The organism is Dyadobacter sp. HNCC25DJ185 (assembly GCF_056895195.1).
The window spans coordinates 91,637-108,538 of record NZ_JBXHAR010000012.1 but is presented as its reverse complement, the minus strand read 5'-3'; the positions used below and the strand labels follow the sequence as shown (position 1 = coordinate 108,538).

At 47.5% G+C, this 16,902-nt stretch carries 14 protein-coding genes, 1 other RNA gene and 1 pseudogene; 9 read left to right on the top strand and 7 right to left on the bottom strand.

Going from position 1 to position 16,902, the window contains the following annotated elements; all coding sequences use genetic code 11:
- Positions 1-13 precede the first annotated feature (13 nt).
- Positions 14-295 (bottom strand): hypothetical protein, encoded by a 282-nt coding sequence (locus AC1XUF_RS28210; RefSeq protein ID WP_483345214.1) that lies wholly within the window; start codon positions 293-295, stop codon positions 14-16.
- A 708-nt stretch (positions 296-1,003) separates the two neighbouring features.
- Here AC1XUF_RS28210 and AC1XUF_RS28205 point away from each other — a divergent pair.
- Positions 1,004-1,603, top strand: a complete 600-nt coding sequence (locus AC1XUF_RS28205; protein WP_483345213.1) for a LuxR C-terminal-related transcriptional regulator — start codon at positions 1,004-1,006, stop codon at positions 1,601-1,603.
- Positions 1,604-1,819: 216 nt separating this feature from the next.
- On the top strand, positions 1,820-2,068 hold the full coding sequence (gene tnpA, locus AC1XUF_RS28200) for an IS66 family insertion sequence element accessory protein TnpA (protein ID WP_483345212.1): 249 nt from the start codon (positions 1,820-1,822) through the stop codon (positions 2,066-2,068).
- Here tnpA and AC1XUF_RS28195 read toward each other — a convergent pair.
- The 5 genes and pseudogenes from AC1XUF_RS28195 to AC1XUF_RS28175 form a co-directional block, all read right to left on the bottom strand.
- On the bottom strand, positions 2,034-2,561 hold the full coding sequence (locus AC1XUF_RS28195; protein ID WP_483345211.1) for a transposase: 528 nt from the start codon (positions 2,559-2,561) through the stop codon (positions 2,034-2,036). The two genes, tnpA and AC1XUF_RS28195, sit on opposite strands and share 35 nt — an antisense overlap.
- A pseudogene (locus AC1XUF_RS28190) lies at positions 2,500-2,861 on the bottom strand (ISAon1 family transposase N-terminal region protein). The gene AC1XUF_RS28195 and the pseudogene AC1XUF_RS28190 overlap by 62 nt, the downstream one beginning before the upstream one ends.
- 176 nt (positions 2,862-3,037) lie before the next feature.
- Positions 3,038-3,409: a transfer-messenger RNA gene (gene ssrA / locus AC1XUF_RS28185) on the bottom strand.
- Between the two features lie 166 nt (positions 3,410-3,575).
- A complete protein-coding gene (locus AC1XUF_RS28180) occupies positions 3,576-5,813 on the bottom strand; it encodes a TonB-dependent receptor (protein WP_483345210.1) in 2,238 nt (745 codons plus the stop codon).
- Positions 5,814-5,963: 150 nt separating this feature from the next.
- Positions 5,964-6,611: a CPBP family intramembrane glutamic endopeptidase gene (locus tag AC1XUF_RS28175; RefSeq protein WP_483345209.1), complete on the bottom strand. Its 648-nt coding sequence runs from the start codon at positions 6,609-6,611 to the stop codon at positions 5,964-5,966.
- Between the two features lie 188 nt (positions 6,612-6,799).
- Here AC1XUF_RS28175 and AC1XUF_RS28170 point away from each other — a divergent pair, with 188 nt between their 5' ends.
- Both AC1XUF_RS28170 and hemF read left to right on the top strand, forming a co-directional pair.
- The gene (locus AC1XUF_RS28170; RefSeq protein WP_483345208.1) at positions 6,800-6,994 is read left to right on the top strand and encodes a hypothetical protein; all 195 of its coding nucleotides are present in this window, start codon (positions 6,800-6,802) and stop codon (positions 6,992-6,994) included.
- Between the two features lie 130 nt (positions 6,995-7,124).
- A complete protein-coding gene (gene hemF, locus AC1XUF_RS28165; protein WP_483345207.1) occupies positions 7,125-8,048 on the top strand; it encodes an oxygen-dependent coproporphyrinogen oxidase in 924 nt (307 codons plus the stop codon).
- A gap of 67 nt (positions 8,049-8,115) precedes the next feature.
- Here the strand turns inward: hemF and AC1XUF_RS28160 are convergent, their stop codons facing one another.
- On the bottom strand, positions 8,116-9,201 hold the full coding sequence (locus tag AC1XUF_RS28160) for an o-succinylbenzoate synthase (protein WP_483345206.1): 1,086 nt from the start codon (positions 9,199-9,201) through the stop codon (positions 8,116-8,118).
- A gap of 67 nt (positions 9,202-9,268) precedes the next feature.
- Here AC1XUF_RS28160 and lpxK point away from each other — a divergent pair, with 67 nt between their 5' ends.
- The 5 genes from lpxK to AC1XUF_RS28135 all read left to right on the top strand — a co-directional run bounded on the left by lpxK (position 9,269) and on the right by AC1XUF_RS28135 (position 16,867).
- Entirely contained in the window at positions 9,269-10,324 is a 1,056-nt protein-coding gene (lpxK, locus tag AC1XUF_RS28155) for a tetraacyldisaccharide 4'-kinase (RefSeq protein ID WP_483345205.1), read from the top strand.
- 8 nt (positions 10,325-10,332) lie between these two features.
- Complete coding sequence (locus AC1XUF_RS28150; RefSeq protein ID WP_483345204.1) at positions 10,333-12,318, top strand: putative porin; 1,986 nt, start codon at positions 10,333-10,335, stop codon at positions 12,316-12,318.
- Positions 12,319-12,337: 19 nt separating this feature from the next.
- On the top strand, positions 12,338-12,937 hold the full coding sequence (locus AC1XUF_RS28145; RefSeq protein WP_483345203.1) for a MiaE family protein: 600 nt from the start codon (positions 12,338-12,340) through the stop codon (positions 12,935-12,937).
- Between the two features lie 30 nt (positions 12,938-12,967).
- Positions 12,968-15,874 (top strand): PD-(D/E)XK nuclease family protein, encoded by a 2,907-nt coding sequence (locus AC1XUF_RS28140; RefSeq protein WP_483345202.1) that lies wholly within the window; start codon positions 12,968-12,970, stop codon positions 15,872-15,874.
- 177 nt (positions 15,875-16,051) lie between these two features.
- Positions 16,052-16,867, top strand: a complete 816-nt coding sequence (locus AC1XUF_RS28135) for a sugar phosphate isomerase/epimerase family protein (protein WP_483345322.1) — start codon at positions 16,052-16,054, stop codon at positions 16,865-16,867.
- Positions 16,868-16,902 lie beyond the last annotated feature (35 nt).

The following is a 16,902-nucleotide window of genomic DNA, read 5'->3' as shown; positions in this document are numbered from 1 at the left end:
TAGTAATCAGAGTTTAGCAACCACTGGACGTGGCACAAGTTGTTCCATTACCACTCCCACATGCTTTGTAGCTAAGTGTACTTTGGCACCAAACTGATTTGCATTGCTCTCCGCTCGAAGTTTCACAGGCTGCAGAGGCAGCCTGGGACGAGAGCTCCAGCATTCCAAGTCCACTTCTGCTGGAATTTGAACCTACTTTGAATTGCAGATTAAATAACGTCATAAGAAAAGCAAAGGAAACTGCCAATGCTTTCCAGACTTGAGGTTTTTTAAAGTAAATAACTGCTGTTTTCATTGTGTAAAGGTTTAATTTTAGTTAGAGAATAGTCGCAAATAACCGTTTTTAACAGTCTGCACGCAATAGTTGATTTTGTAGAATATTGAAAAAAAATGGCTATTCTTTACTGCAGCTCCTCAGATTGTAAAAAGAATTTATGCTTTGGTTGGATTTCGACCAATCAAGATGCGTGTTAATGCACTATTTCGCCCTGTTTAACATGACAGGTATAAAATAGTGAGTTAACCCTAGTAGCTTAAAATTCTAAGAGTGGTGCTAGGTGAATGGTGACAAGGGCAATTTCATCCGCTTTACCGTTAAATAAGAAAAAAGTGTTTCAAACCGGTACAAAGCTTGGGTGGTGTTTCGGTAAAACACTTATTATTAATTGTTTACATCTTTTTGGAATTTGAGTATAACTGCTTTCGGCAAATATTTTCGAATTAGCATGCAACCGAGTATTGACTATGCTATTAAAATACGATAGTATTGTTTTAGCTAAACCCAAATTGTTATGAATTTATCAGATTCTTCTCGCGAACGCGCCCATTCACTTCTTTCTTTTAAAAACATTTTACGGTTATGATTTTGTAACTCCCACCGAAGATGTACTAAGGAGCGAGATATGTCATATTCTAGTTATTCTGACACTAAATTCTTTCTCATGGAGATTGATGATAGCTTCGTTTTACAAGTTATTACGAGTTTCTAACAATAGTTTTTCCAGTGCGTATACTTATAGGAAAACGAAGCAATCTCAACGCCAGCGTATTTGCCGAACATTTAGGTAATTTGGGTCACGCTGCGGCTGTAACCTCTAGTCCCCGGCAACTTTTGGATTTGGTTCAAATATTCGATCCCGATATAATCATGATCGATCAAGATCTGCATAAATCCAATATTACAATGATTGAAGAAATTAACAATGTAACTAAATCATCCCTTGTACCTCTCGTTGTCTTTACCAAAGAGTATGACAAGGCAAATTTGTGCGCAATGTTGGAACTGGGTGTAAGAGGAATCATCCACTTTGATGATGGCGCCGAACACTTGGCAGAGTGTATTATGGTAGTCACTCGAAAAGTAACTTATTATTCACCCTCAATAAAGAGGTTGATGTCAAGTGCCTCCCCTACTCTTCAGTTGAGTGCGGCAGAATATGAAGTTGCAAAACGAATTTTAGAGGGCCAGTCGACGAGGCAAATCGCAAAGGGGCTACAAAGAAGTGCTGAGACAATTCAAAACCATAGAAGTGCTATCAAGGCCAAACTTGGAATAAAGGGTGGTAAGCTGGCTTTTTTTGACTATTTTTTAGGTGAACACTAAATTGTTGCCTTTTCCACTTATTTTGGCTTCAATCTACATTCGTGGTATTGAAAAATATCTCGACTTTTACTGACCTCCCCCCGGAAACTCTACTTTCAACCGTCTGAAAACCTGGGAGGGGCTCAGTTGTCATATGGTGTGCAGTAAGCATCCGATGAACAGCATATTTCTTAGCTAAAATTCGAGTTTTATTTTTGACTGAAAAAAATAGCGAGAATGGATCAGTCAGAAGCAATGTTTAAATTAGTAAGGGAGTGGCGCAAAAGTGGCCTGAGTCAAAGTGAATTCTGCAAGCCTCACGGCATTACGGTAGCCAAGTTTGGTTATTGGGTGGGAAAAGAAAATTTAAGCCGCGCAGGGGATCGCCGAAAAGTCGGCGGCTTTATTGAGCTATCAGGCCAACAGCCAGCACCAAGTGAATCCTATCAGGTCATCTACCCCAACGGTGTGAAAGTGAATGGCTAACCTTTGTACATGAATCGGATCGCCGAAGCGAACGGTCAGTGACGCGCACAGCCCGGGGGAAACATCGTTTGGCGATCATTGTCATGCTGCCAGCCATGTCCAAGGTGATTTCAGTCACTTTCTTGCGCAGAGGATCTGGAATTTTGCCGATGACCTCCATCACAGTTTCTGCCTTTGTACCAGCAACAATGGCCACTATACTTCCCCGCCCGCCTTTGGCGGCTTTGTTGGTAAGAATTGTATAGAGCTCGCCGCGGGAAAGGCTGGTCTCATCAATAGAGAGGTGAGAGCCTATGTTTTCAGGAAACAGCAGCCATTTTTTAGCATGTCCTCGCTGGCCCCAATCTTTAAATCCACTCTGAAAATCAAGATATTGGCGTAATAGGCCCCTACCATTGACCCCATAAAAACGGCCAATACTCCAAACATCATTAGCCCTGGTATCCACCAATTTCTTTCGGTCGGCGTTCCGATAAAAAAGCGGAAAACTCACTCGTCATCCGCGTTCCTTGAGCTACCTGATTCCAGTCTCTATGAACAACTTTCCCCGTCTTAATATTGAGCCATCTACGACGTTTGATATGGAGAAAAACTTTGTGACCGCGTATGGGAAATCCTGCAATGTAATGGTCGGGAAATAACCCTTCGGGAGTAAGTCTGCCTTTCTTGGATCATCTTCCGGATAATTCTTCTCTTCCAAATAGACATGATAACGTTCTTCTGACTTCTCTACATGGGTCAGTAAGTAATTGTCAATTATAAATTCCGGTAAGATTAACTCAATAAGCGGCAAGAAGCTCTCCAAAACGAACTGGTTTGATTTAAAAACACAAACCTAGATAAATCCTATGCCCTCCACAAGTTTTGGATTTGATCCTAATTCGTCCCTCGGGTTTTGCTGCGAAATTTGCGGATAAAAAAAACCCGCAAATTGATTTTGCGGGTTTTTGTAAGATTTGATTTTTCAATCAGTGGAGATGCGGGGATTCGAACCCCGGTCCAGAACAGGGAAACCCTGCGCCTTCTACATGCTTATCCTCGATTAGGTTGTCGGGCCAGACAAGGTTCGCGGCGGACCCGCGTCTAAGCCTTAGATACTAGGGTCTCGTTGGTTTTACGCATCAATATACCAACCAGCGCTGCGGTTCGACACCTCGGAACCCACCCGGCAGCACGTGGGGTGGAGAGATGATGGCATTTGGTTAATCCTCCGGATTAAGCAGCCATGGCGTAGTTATATTCGCCAGTTATTGTTTGAGACCATTATTTACGGGAGGTAATCTCAACTCCCGACATGCTTACACACAGACTTCCAACCCGCTGTCAATTCCAGTCACCCCCATTTGTTGGCGTCGGACTTACAAAAAAGTCGGCCGTGACATTGTTTACATTTTGCCGGAGAGAAAAGTTTCTTCTTTTGGAAAAAAGTCATCGGGGCATTGGGATATGTAAAAACGGATTGGGTACTTAGGGCAATGGGTTATTGGTTGTTTTTTGTTGTCAGGCGCTAGAATTCAACACGATAGCTTAACATGGGGATGAGGCCCAGCTGGTTTTGCGTTACGATTTTTCTTTTTACAATGTCGTAGTACCGGTACGCCTCATTTTTGATGCCGGCTGCATTTTGCAGATCGATAGCGAGGGTAGTGCTGTATTTTGCGTTGCTCTTTTTGCGGTAAATGCGGAGGTCCGGACGGAAATAGTCTTTTAGTTTCACGGTGTAGAGGTTGCTCCAATAAACCGTCTGCTGGCCTTGCTCAGAAGCGTCCAGCCTGATCTCCCGCTCGCGGAAACCACCCAGCCACAGGATTTTGGTATTGACGCCCCAAATACTGCCATTATAGGTTTTTATTTCTTTTCCGCCTGTAAAACTGAATGTATGCCGGCCGTTGAAACGGCTGTCCAATCGCTCGCCGCCCTTCTGAACCTGGTAAGTCGCGTCGTACAAGGAGCCAGAAATCAGCAGGTAAAACTGGTTGGTCAGGTATTTCTGATAGGTTGCTTCCAAACCGTAATTTCTGGCCGTACCGCTATTTTCATATTCTCCCGCATAAAATTCGTTCATCAGGTTAACCGCCGAGAAGTTATATCGCTCCACCGTGGCAATATCAAATTGTTCCTGCCAGTACGCCTCTATTTTCAAGCTGCCCGAATTGCCGGTTTGCTGCTGCAATCCGATTACGAAGTGGCGTGAGCGGGCCGGGCTGAGCGCACCGTTGTTCGACTCACTTTGCACGGGCTGACCAAGATACAGCATTGGCGACTGCAACTGACTGTGTAAACCATAGGAAGCTGACAGTTGCGTTTTGGGGCCGGCCTGCCATTTCAAAGATGCCCTGGGTTCGACCAGCCAATGCGGCTTTGCGTGTGGTAATTTCACCTTGCTGTAAAATGCGTGAATGCCCAATTCCACGGTAAGCGCCGGGACAGGGCTGTAAGTCCAGCTTGCAAATGGCCTGAATGCATGTGTGATAAAGGGATAATCCGTATAAAAAGAGCGCATGTGATCTTCCTGTAAATTGACAAATGCGCCCGCCCTGAATTTACTGTTTGGGCTGGCCCTGTAAGTAAGCGTGGTATTGCCCGAGAAAAATCCCTTGCTTACGGCCATCGTGTCGAATACCCCATACGACAGCACATAGTTATCATAAAGCGGGCTGGCATTTCGCGTACTTTTGAAACCCGAATGCGCGATTACCGTCCTGAGCGAAGCGTTTCTTCCGAGGGAAACCGAATGTGTGATCCCCAAAGCGCCCATTTTGTTCTGGTAATCAATGTTGTAGGCATCTTTCTGATTCTCCCACAATGTGCTGTCGCGCTCGCCGTCGAACATATTTTTGCTGATCCCGCCCATCCCGAACAGCGTGAATGTGCCGGCTTTGCCAGCGGGAAGGTTTACATGCACTGCCAGATCCTGAAAACGGATATCCTCGCCACCAAACCTCACGCCTAACAAGCCGAGCAAACCGGTGAACGAGTAGCGATAATTGATCAGGTAAGAGGCTTTCCATTTCCTGGAAAACGGCCCTTCCACTGCCAGGTCCAGCCCCAGCAAACTGGCCTGACCCGTGAATTCAGTTTTTTCATCATTTCCCTTTCGCAGGTTCATGTCCAGCACGGCACCGGTCACATTGCCGTATTGTGCCGGAAAAGGGCCTGCCAAAAAATTCGATGTCGCCAAAAGCTGTGTGCTCAGGATGTTCACGCCACCGCCGGTCGAGGTCGGCTGGTCGCTGAATGTTCCTGCATTTGACAAATGGTTCGGGTTCACGATCTCCACACCTTCGAGCCGCCACTGCATGCTGTTGGGCGAGTTGCCGCGCACCACCAGACCATTCGCCTGATCATTAGCCGCCGCCACTCCCGGAAAGGACGTCGCCACGCGCGCCGGATCCATGTAAGTGGCCGCGTAACGGTATGTTTGCTCGATGGTGATTTGCTGCACACTGTTGACGGCCACCGGCTGCGTACCCGAAACCGTCGCTTCCTGCAAATCGGTGCCGGAAGGCACCAGGCGCACCTGGTTAACGCTCTCCTTGCCCGATTCGAGCAGGATTTCCGGTACATGTACGGTTTGGAAACCAATATAAGAAACTGTCAGCTGGTACCTGCCCGGTTCAAGATCGTCGAAGCGGAAAGCCCCGTCGGGACCGGATATTTCACCGGCAATGCCCGGCAAGAGCTTCACGGAGGCACCTACGAGCGGAACACCGGTGTCGGCATCGCGTACGGTGCCGCGGATCACGGAGGTAAATGTTTGGGAAAAAGAACAAGACGAGATCGTAAGAAATATAAGTAGGATTCGGATCATCAAGCTATTGTAAGGTAAGCTGCCAATTGGGTATAAAAGTAGTTTATACCTGTATACTTACCTTTGGTCTGCAGCCTCTTTTTGTCACCAGCCCATGTAGAGCATGGCAATTCCAAAGGTGTCGTAAATGCCGTGGATCAGGATCAGATACCATACATTCTTCCTGAAATAGAAATAGAGGAGCCCCATAATAAAGGAGAAGTAAAACGCACTGAGCATTCCTGGTAAATCCTGGTAGGCATGTGCAAAAGCGAACAGCATACTTGTAGATACCAGTACGACCCACTTTTGCAATTTCTTATTTTGGATGAGGAGCCCCATTCTAAAAAACAGGTAGCCCCGAAAAAAAAGCTCCTCGAAAAAACCTCCTACAACCCACCCTACAGCCAGCAGTATCGCTGCCTTTTTCATATCACCTTTCGCATCCTCTAAAGAAGACAGATCCGGTTCTTTGCCCAAAAGCAACTTTGTCAGGAAAGGCTCCAAATAATAGTTATCGACAGCGCCGAACACTAAACCGATTATAACAGCCACGAAAAGGTACCTTCGGTTGATGGAGCGAAAACCAAAGTTGGTCCATTTCTCTTTCCTTAAATAGGAAGAAAGGCAGATAATGATCAACACCAAAATGACATAGAAAACATTTAGTTTTAAAAATGGTAATGGTAGCAGGAAGAGTACTGCTACTTCTAAAAAGTCCACAAGTCCGATGTTCTTGTCTTTGCTTATCATAGTATTCAGATCAGTTAGTTACACGGGAGCGACGCTTTACAATCATAGCCACAATGCAAATGCAGGGAAACCAATGCGTTGACAAACAAGATATTGAAAAGATGCCAGTTGAAGCTATCCATTGAATGAGAGGTCGACTTCGATGTATAAAAGGCATATCTCACTATGGGACATGATCAACGGAAAGCATGTACTCAACCACCGAGCTGGACAAGTATCAACGCACAGACATTGCGGAATACCGTCTGAGCAAATTGTATGGCGCGGCTTTAAAGGCAAGAATCTACAAATATCAGCTCGACCTGCTGACCAACGCGGAATTTGACCGAACTTACCAGAAGCGCTTAAACGGTCGGCTATTTGTTAGCCGGTCGGATGGGTAGGGGAAAACAGACCTAAACGTTTTGGTAAATAAATGCCTTCAAAATGCGGCCATCAGAACCAAAAAAGCAAGCTAAAACCTCTGCTTTTTTGGTTTTATAGTAGCTTTGCCTCCGAATTATCAGAGAATGTATGACGGTTGAACAAATAGAGGGCTTTTTCAAAAATTTACAGGATAACATCTGTCATTCCATCGAAGCCGAAGATGGTACCGCAAAATTTCAGGAAGATCTCTGGGAGCATCATTCCGGTGGTGGCGGCAGGACGCGGCTGATTCAAAAAGGCGGGGTGATCGAGAAAGGCGGGGTGAATTTTTCAAAAGTGACAGGAGAAGTGCATCCGCGTTTGCGCGCACAAATGAACCTGAATGAGGGGGACGATTTTCACTTTACCGCTACCGGCGTCTCGATCGTGATGCATCCGCATAACCCGAATGTACCGATCATCCATATGAATGTCAGGTATTTTGAGCTGAGCGACGGTACCTGCTGGTTTGGCGGCGGTATTGACCTCACGCCGCATTATGTGGACGAAGAGGACGCAAAGACTTTTCACGTGATGTTGAAAGCTGCCTGCGATAATCACCACCCCGCATTTTATCCAAAGTTCAAAACCTGGGCCGACGACTATTTTTACATTCCGCATAGAAACGAGACCCGCGGGATAGGAGGCATTTTTTTCGATTATCTCAAACCGGACGAAGCTGGAAACGGGCAAAATCTTTCGAAAGAGCAATTGTTCGCATTTGTAAAAGAAGTAGGCGAAAGCTTTGCGCCCATTTATACTGCTTTCATGCGAAAACACCGCGACGCGGCATTTACTGAAAAACAAAAACAATGGCAGTACCTCCGCCGCGGGCGGTACGTAGAATTCAACCTGGTCTGGGACCGTGGGACGAAATTTGGATTGGAAACCAATGGGCGTACCGAGTCAATTTTAATGAGCTTGCCGCCTCAGGCCAATTGGGAATATAATTTCGTTCCGATGGAAGGGTCGAAGGAAGCGGAAACGCTCGGTTGGCTGAGGAAGGGTGTGGACTGGACGCCAGGTACTTAAAGGGGAGGTTTTTCCGGACTAACCTAAAAAGGCGCTCTTGAAGGGGTGGGGGAGGGCTTCTTAGCGGCTAAACAATCGGAGGCAGGCTCCAGCTTCCTTCCTTGTCATAAAACAACTTCCCGCCTTCGACAGTCAGAGGCGAATCGAAATTGTTGGTATAAAGCTGGCCAGTCCCCAGTCCCTGCGGAAGCGGGTTGTTTTTAGATGCCGTATATTGGGCAATCGCATTGAGTCCGATGTTCGATTCCAGTGCGGAGGTGATCCACCAGTCGATTTTCAGGCGGTTGGCGATTTCAATCCATTCGTTGGTATGCTGGAACCCGCCAAGCAAGGTTGGTTTTAAAATAATGAAAGGAGGTGCAAGCTTTTTGAGCAAAGCAAATTTGCTGCGGTAGTCAAAGTGCCCGATCAGCTCCTCATCCAGCGCAATCGGCACGGGTGACGACGAACATAGTTTGGCCATTAAATCTTCCTGTCCGGCTTTCACCGGCTGCTCGATCGAATGCAGATCAAATGTAGCCAGTTCGGCGAGTTTGTATTTAACGTCCTCTTCCCGGAAGGCCCCATTTGCATCCACGCGCAGGGTAATTTCATTTTGATCAAATCTGCCCCGGACCGATTCCAGTATCCTGCATTCCTGCGCGAAGTCAATCGCCCCCACTTTCATTTTAAGCGTCGTAAAACCTTGGGAAAGCTTATCCGAAACCTGTTCAAGCATATGGTCAAAAGAACCCATCCAGATCAGCCCGTTCATCAGGATACCTTTGTTGCCTTTGGAAAACGCGTTCTTAAACAAAACCCGCCTTCCGCCGTTCATGATATCCAGTAACGCCGTTTCAACCCCGAAACGGACCGACGGCAAATGCTGCGGGACAACCTGCTCAAGAATGATGCCGAGATTGAATGGAAAAACGTCGAGGTCCAGCCCATTGAAAAAGTCGCAAACCGATGACAACTGTGCTTCAAAATCCGGTATATCGTCAACACTGAGGCCTGCAAGTGGGCTGCATTCACCATAACCTTCGATGCCAGGGTTCTCAGAATCAGTTACTTTCAGGATCCAGGAGGTTTTTTGTGTAAGGATGCCGCGTGAGGTGCCGGCTTCTTTACGAAAACGCAGCGTGTACGGCTGATACACAATTTTTAATGGCATAACGAGGCGGTGTCAGTATTTTTGGGGCCACAATATTAGATAAAAATTACGTAATTATGCATCTGGTATGCTAGAACATCAATGGATAAAAACACTGCTGACGCCCTTCTCGTGGTTATATGGAGCGGTCACGGGCATTCGCAATTTCTTGTATGATTACCAGATTTTTTCCTCCCGAAAAGCTAGCCAGTTTGTGATTTCCGTCGGCAATCTTACCATCGGAGGCACTGGTAAAACGCCTGTCATTGAATACCTTACAAAAATGTTGCTGCCTGTCGCAACACTTGCCATTCTGAGCCGGGGATATGGTCGGAAAACCAGAGGCTTCCTGCTTGCCGATGCCTCTTCCACGGCAGAAACCATCGGGGATGAACCGCTGCAATTCTATAGTAAGTTCGGTAATAGTCTGCCCGTAGCCGTTTGCGAAAAACGGGCAAAAGGGGCGGAGGAGCTTGCCCGGGCCCAGCCGCAGGTAGAGATACTTTTGCTGGATGATGCCTACCAGCACCGGGCGATTCACAGGAATATCAATCTGTTGCTGAGCGACTATAACCGTCCTTTTTATCAGGACAGCATCTTACCTGCCGGGTGGCTCCGGGAATCCCGTGCCGGCGCCACCCGGTCCGACGCTGTTATCGTTACCAAATGTCCGTTTCCGCTTCCGGCGGCAAAAAGGGAAGAAATACAAAAGAAGATCTCTCATTACACCAAGGCAGGAACACCCGTCTTCTTTTCTTTCATCGATTATGCAGCTCCCCTGACCTATACCGGGAGGCCTGCAGAGTTAAAGAATGTTAAAATGGTGACCGGGATCGCCGAACCGGCCCCTTTCGCTGCATATCTCGAGGGCAGGTTCAACGTTGTAGACAAAGTAAATTTTCCGGATCACCATAATTACACGCCGGGAGAGGTGGACGAACTGGTTAGGTGCCTAAAAAACGATACTTTTGTAGTCACAACTGAAAAGGATATGGTCAAGTTGAAACTTTTGGTTGAGAAGTCGGGATGTGCTGAGCGCTTTGCCTATATTCCGGTTTCTGTCAATTTTGGCGACGATACGGCGCATTTCAGGCGATGGCTTACCAGCCGGATAGCTGACCATATGAATACGGCTGAACGATAAATTCCTCTATGAGAATTGCTTTTTATACCACACTGTGGACGATATGCATATGGATTCTGGCCCGACCGACGGTTTTTGCGCAGGTAAGGCTGCCCGGTAATGTGCAAATGCCTGGTGGCGGATCACGCAGCGGAGGCGGGAGCGCTCAGGGCGGCGGTGCCATCCTCGACGATAGTACCAAAACCATTTACGGGCCCCAAACCACACTTCATTATTACGAAAACGATATTCTGAATAACCGGGATTCATTGCGTTACAGAGTGGATACAAGCCTTACCAACTTTCACCGGTGGACGCCCATGGAACGTTCCTGGGGCAAGCTGGTGGATCTTGGGAATACGGTTACCGCCACCAGGAATTTGTTTTTCCAGCCGCGCCAGGACATCGGGGCGCAATTTGGGATGCGTGCCTATGACGAATATGCCATCAAACAGGACGAAGTGCCGTACATGGACACGCGCTCCCAGCATACCGAGCTGGACTTCATTTCGGGCGGAAGAAAAACGTCGGTAGGGCGGTTTGCTTATACCCAAAACGTCCACTCCCGTTTCAATTTTGGTCTTCGGGCGCAAAGGCTTACCTCCAATAAGCAATATGGTTTTGTCAATAACCTCAATGCGGGCGCATTCCTCGGCCAGAACTGGACACTTTTGATGCACACCAGTTTTTTCTCAAAAAACAAAAAATACCTCATCCTCGCGCATTACCGGCACATGAACCAAAAAGTGCGGGAACAAGGCGGCGTAATACCAAATGTGGGGACAGACGGCGTCAAAGAAGAGTTTTCATACGATGGCGCGGCCAAAATAAGCGACGATGCCAACTCCTGGGAGCGAAGGCACGTGTTCCATATCTATCAGCAATACCGGCTCGCAAACGGGTTTCAGGTTTTCCAGCAGGCTGATTACAACAGTACTTTAAACCGATATACCGACCTGGACCTTACCCGTGGACTGGAACGGGGCGCCTATCCTGCCGCCCGTTTTGATTCCACACAAACCCGTCAGAACCTTTATTATAAGTTGTTCGACAACAAGATTGGCATCAAAGGCTTCTATTCGGGCTTCAATTACAGGGCTTATGTGCGGCAGCGGTTTTATGGAATGCGGGGGACCAGCCAACAGGGGAATTCAGAAGGGAACCCCTATACCAGTTACCGCACAGGCCTGAAATTCGATAATATCATCGGGGCCTGGCTGGGTTATTATCTCAAAGACTCAGTGAATTACGTTACCGCCGAAGCGGACCTGAACCTCGCAGCCAATGTAGAATACCGGCTCAAAGGGGAAATCAATACCAAATGGGGAAAAGCGGGATTTCAAAGCATACAGACGGCCCCGGATTTACTGGTGCAGCGTTATTTGAGCAATCACTTTGTATGGAGGACCAACTTTGACCCAACCAAAGTCCAGACGATTTATGCGTCATTAGTGCTCAAAACCAAAAAAATCGAGTTTGTGCCTGAGATCCAGGTCCACCAGGTCAATGATTATATTTATTACGACACGGCAGCTGTTCCAAGACAGCTCAATTCGGGCTTTCGTCTGTTGAGAATTGGCTTTAACTCCGCGATACATCTTAACAAATGGAATTTTACGACCATGGGTTACCTGACGCTGAACGACAATAAGGATGTGTTACGCGTACCTACCGCCTTTGCGAGCGGCCAGGTGAGCTACGATTTTGTTTATGCCAAAGTTCTTTTTATTCAGATTGGGCTTTCGGCCCGCTACAGATCAGGTTATCTGGCCGATGCCTATATGCCTGTTACCCAGCAATTTCATTTGCAGAACGAAACGCGGTTGCCGCAGAATGTCGTGGTGGACGCGTTTGCCAATGTGCGCATTAAAAGGGTAAGGCTCTTTTTTAAAATGGCTTACCTGAATCAGGGAGGGCAATTTGGCCTTTTTCCAAGAGGATATTACGTTACCCCGGATTACCTCGGACTGGCACGCGCCTTTTCGTTTGGGATCAACTGGCCTATGTTTGACTAAACCGTTAACCCCATTCCTGATGGCTACGTCGTTAACTACCCTTGGTCTTGAACTTCCTACTGATCCGCGATGGACGAACATAGCAGCAATGCAAATCGGCGATATCCTGATAGACCATGCCTACTGCGAACAGAAAGCCGCTTCGAGCTGCATTTCCCTGATCGTACATTATCCGGAAAAAGCACAAATGGTAGAAACCCTTACGCCCATTGTCGCCGAAGAATGGGGGCATTTTCAAAGGGTTTTGAAAGAACTGAAAAAGAGGAACATCCCGCTGGGCAGGCAACGCAAGGACGAATATGTGGGACGGCTCATGCAGCTTGTAAGGAATAAAGGCGATTATGAACAGTCGTTTCTGGATCGGCTGCTGATTTGCGGACTGATTGAGGCCAGGAGCTGCGAACGTTTCAAGCTGTTGTCCGAATCGCTGGAAGACGCGTCGCTGCAGAAGTTTTACCGTGAGCTGATGATTTCAGAGGCCGGGCATTATCGTACCTTCATAGAACTGGCCGAAGCTTACTTGCCCGGACCGGAAGTGCGGTCGAGGTGGAAAGAGCTGCTGCATGCAGAAGCTGAGATCATGAAATCACTGATCCCGCGCCCAGACCGCATTCATTGAGGAATTCAAGTTCAAAGTATCAAACAATCTATGCAATCGTTTCTGAATCTTGTTGCGAGGCACATTCTGAGTAACCATGCGTCGCTGGAACGGGTTCAGGTGATTGTCCCTACCCGGCGGGCCGCCTTTTTCCTGATGCAGGAGTTGGCCATAGAAACCTCGCGCCCCGTGATGAGCCCGGCTGTCATGGCGGTCGATGATTTCGTGGAGAGCCTATGCACGCTCGAAATTGAGGATCCTGTTCATTTGCTTTTCGACCTTTATGAAACATTCCACGAAATCGATCCGAACATCCAGTTTGACCGGTTTATGGGCTGGGCGTCTGTTTTGTTAAATGATCTGGACAAAATAGACCAATACCTGGTAAAAACCGACTACCTGTTCGACTATCTGTCAGAGGCGCAAGCGATTACCCGCTGGCAAGAAGCACTTCCGCAAGGCAAGACATTACAAAGCGAGGGTGGTCAAAAACAGTATTTTTCTTTGTTTGAAAATATCAAAAAAGTCTATAATACATTCAGGAACAGGCTTCACATCAAAGGAAAAGCATATCGCGGGATGGCTTATCGCGAGCTCGCCGGTGATGTCGACAACATACTTTCAAAACGCGGCGAATATGATCGTACCTATTTCGCCGGTTTCAATGCGTTCACCGAATCGGAGCGCGTTATCGTAACCTCATTGATTAAGGTAAAAAAAGCCGAAGTGCTGTGGGACAGTGATCGGTACTATATGTCCGAAAATACGGGGGTAGAAGCGGGTATCAGTCTCAGAAACTATCAGAAAAGCGCGACGTTCGGGTCATGGAACTGGACAACCGATCACCTCCTTACCTCCGAAAAAGACATCACGGTGTATGGTGTCCCGAATGCCACGCTGCAAACTAAAGTCGCCGGACAACTTTATCAGCAAATGAAACGGACAGAAGATCCGGAAAAGCCGGTGGTGACTGCCATTGTCCTGGCAGACGAAAACCTGCTGCTGCCCATGCTTTATTCGCTCGACGAGGAAGTGCGCGATTTGAATGTAACCATGGGCCTGTCCATGCGCAACTCACTTTTGTATACGCTCGTCGACGGTATTTTCGAATTGCAGCAGAATGTGGTTGAATTCAAAAATAAAAGTGGCAAAACAGTCCGCATCCCAAAATTCGGGCATAAATCCATCGACAAGATCCTGAACCACCCTTTTATCAGGCACTATGAGCATGTGGCACTTTCACCTTTGGACGATGGGCAAACGATCATTCAACGGACATTATCGGCCATCACAAGAGACAACCAGGTTTTCCTGAGCTCCGAAGACCTGCTCGCATTAAGTGAAAGCCACCCGCTTTTCCAGATTCTTTTCACACACTGGCAAAGGAACAATTCGAGACAGGTTATCCAGACGTTTTACAGATTGATCGAGTTGCTCAGGGACGTTTACAAGGATTACAAAAATGCATTGGAGACGGAATACCTCTATCTTTTTTACACCCTTTTAAAACAGTTTGAACAAACCATTGATGAAAAAGGGGAACTTATCACGTTAAGGACCCTGCGTTCATTTATGTTTGAGCTGATCCGCCAAACCAAGATCCCGTTCAGCGGCGAGCCGGTCAGTAACCTGCAGATTATGGGGATGCTGGAAACGCGTGCCCTAGATTTCGAAAGGATCATCATCCTTTCGTTGAATGAGGGTATGTTGCCGCAGGCAAAAAGACAAAATTCGCTCATTCCTTTCGATGCAGCACAGGCCGTGGGACTGCCCACGCACCAGCATCAGGAGGCGGTGATGTCGTATCATTTTTACCGGCTTCTGCAGCGTGCAAAAGAAGTGCACATCTTATATACCAGCACGAATGATGCGCCGGGAGGTGGTGAAAAAAGCCGCTTTATCAGACAACTGGAATATGAACTGACTCAATACAACCCGCAAATAAGGATTAAAAATAAGACCGTCGTCTTCGAGACCAGGCAACACCAGGAACTGGAAGAAATTGTAAGAAAAGATGACGAGATGATTGGAGTGATCCGGAATTACCTGGCCAATAAAGGTATTTACCCCACGCATCTGAACGAATTTATCCGCTGCTCCATGCAGTTTTATCTCAAACACATTGTGGGTGTCAGGGAAAAGGAAGAAGTGGAGGAGGAACTGGGAATGGACAAAATCGGGACGTGGCTTCACGCTTCGCTCGAACGGCTGGATAAGGAATTTTTCCTGAACGACCGTGACCCGTCCGAAGAGCAGATCAAAGTAGTATTAAGAGCGGAATTCGATCGGTTATTCAGAGGATACGTTACGGATTTAGGTCTAAACCGGATTTACTATCAGATCGGGGAACAGCAAATTCTGGTGTTTCTGAACCACCATATGTCACTGCGTCCGAGACGTAAAATCCTGGCGGCGGAACAGCCCCTGAGCACCCTGATTAACCTGGTCCTTCAGGGCTCGCACACGCCGGTAAGGCTGGGCGGGAAGATAGACCGTATAGAACAAAGCGAAGACGGCACTTTGTATGTAATGGACTATAAAACAGGAAGTGTGGAGCTCACCGGGAAACAAAAACTGGCCGATCCGGCGCGTCGGGACGAGGTAATCCGCACGGACCCCGACCGGAAGATGGGCTATGTACGACAGCTTTGGATGTACGAATATCTGATGTACCGGAAGATGCTGGACGAAAAAGGGCTCAGGATCAGGGACCAAACCTTCAATTTTGGAGCGTATGCCGTCAAATCCGGCTTTTATTCCTTTCGTGACCCCAAAAACCTGATCGCCAATCCGTTAGAACTGACAGAAGAACTTGCGCCGGCTGATTTTATCCGAAAGTCGGAAGCAATCATAACGGATATACTCCATGTCATGCTTGATCCGGACGTTCCATTTCGTAAGACAGACGACCTGAATACCTGCACCTATTGCGACTTCAAAGGTATTTGCGGGAGGTAGAAAAAAGCGAAATGCCTTTCCGCGAGTGCTTTTATTTTTTTGATCGCAGCATGAAAATCCGATGATATTTGTCGGGTTTTGGTCTTCTGACTGTGGGTTATCCATTTAACTGACAAAAACATGTTGATAAACAGGAGGATATTTTTAGGGCAAGCGGCGCTGACGACCGGGGCATCGATGGTTTCGACAGACCTTCTGGCGGACCAACTGCTAAGGCTCAGATCACAGATGCAACTGGGTTTTGTGACTTATCTGTGGGGAAAGGACTGGGACGTCCCGACGATTATCAGGAATCTGACTGAAACCCACATTCATGGGGTTGAACTTAGGGTTGAGCACGCCCACAAAGTAATGCCCGAGCTCACTGCCGCGGAAAGGACTGAGGTGAAGAAGAAATTTGCGGACAGTCCGGTGAAGATCGTTGGCCTTGGTACCAATCAGCAGTACGATTATCCCGATCAGGATAAACTGAAGGCTTCCGTCGAACGCACGAAAGAATTTATCCGGCTGAGCGCCGACATAGGCGGCACGGGCGTAAAAGTGAAACCCAATGCGCTGCACCAGGAAGTGCCTGCAGAAAAAACCCTCGAACAAATTGGCCGCTCCCTGCATGAGTTGGCGGATTACGCGGCTGGTTTTGGCCAGCAGCTTCGGTTGGAAGTGCATGGCGAGCAGACTCAGGAATTGCCCAATATCAAAAAGATCATGGACTACGCCGATCATAAAAACGCGAAGATCTGCTGGAATTGCAATCCGCAGGATTTAAACGGGCAGGGTTTTCAATCCAATTTTGACCTGGTCAAGCAATTTTTCGGCGATACCATCCATGTCAGGGAATTGGACCGGACGGATTATCCCTATAAGCAATTGATTGCGAACCTTATCAAAATGAACTACAAAGGCTGGGTACTCCTGGAATGCCACACAAACCCCGACGATAAAGTGAGATCCCTGACGGAGCAGCGGGCTGTGTTTGACAAAATGACAAGCTGACTACGGCTTGTCATTTTGTCAAATCTTCTTGCGGA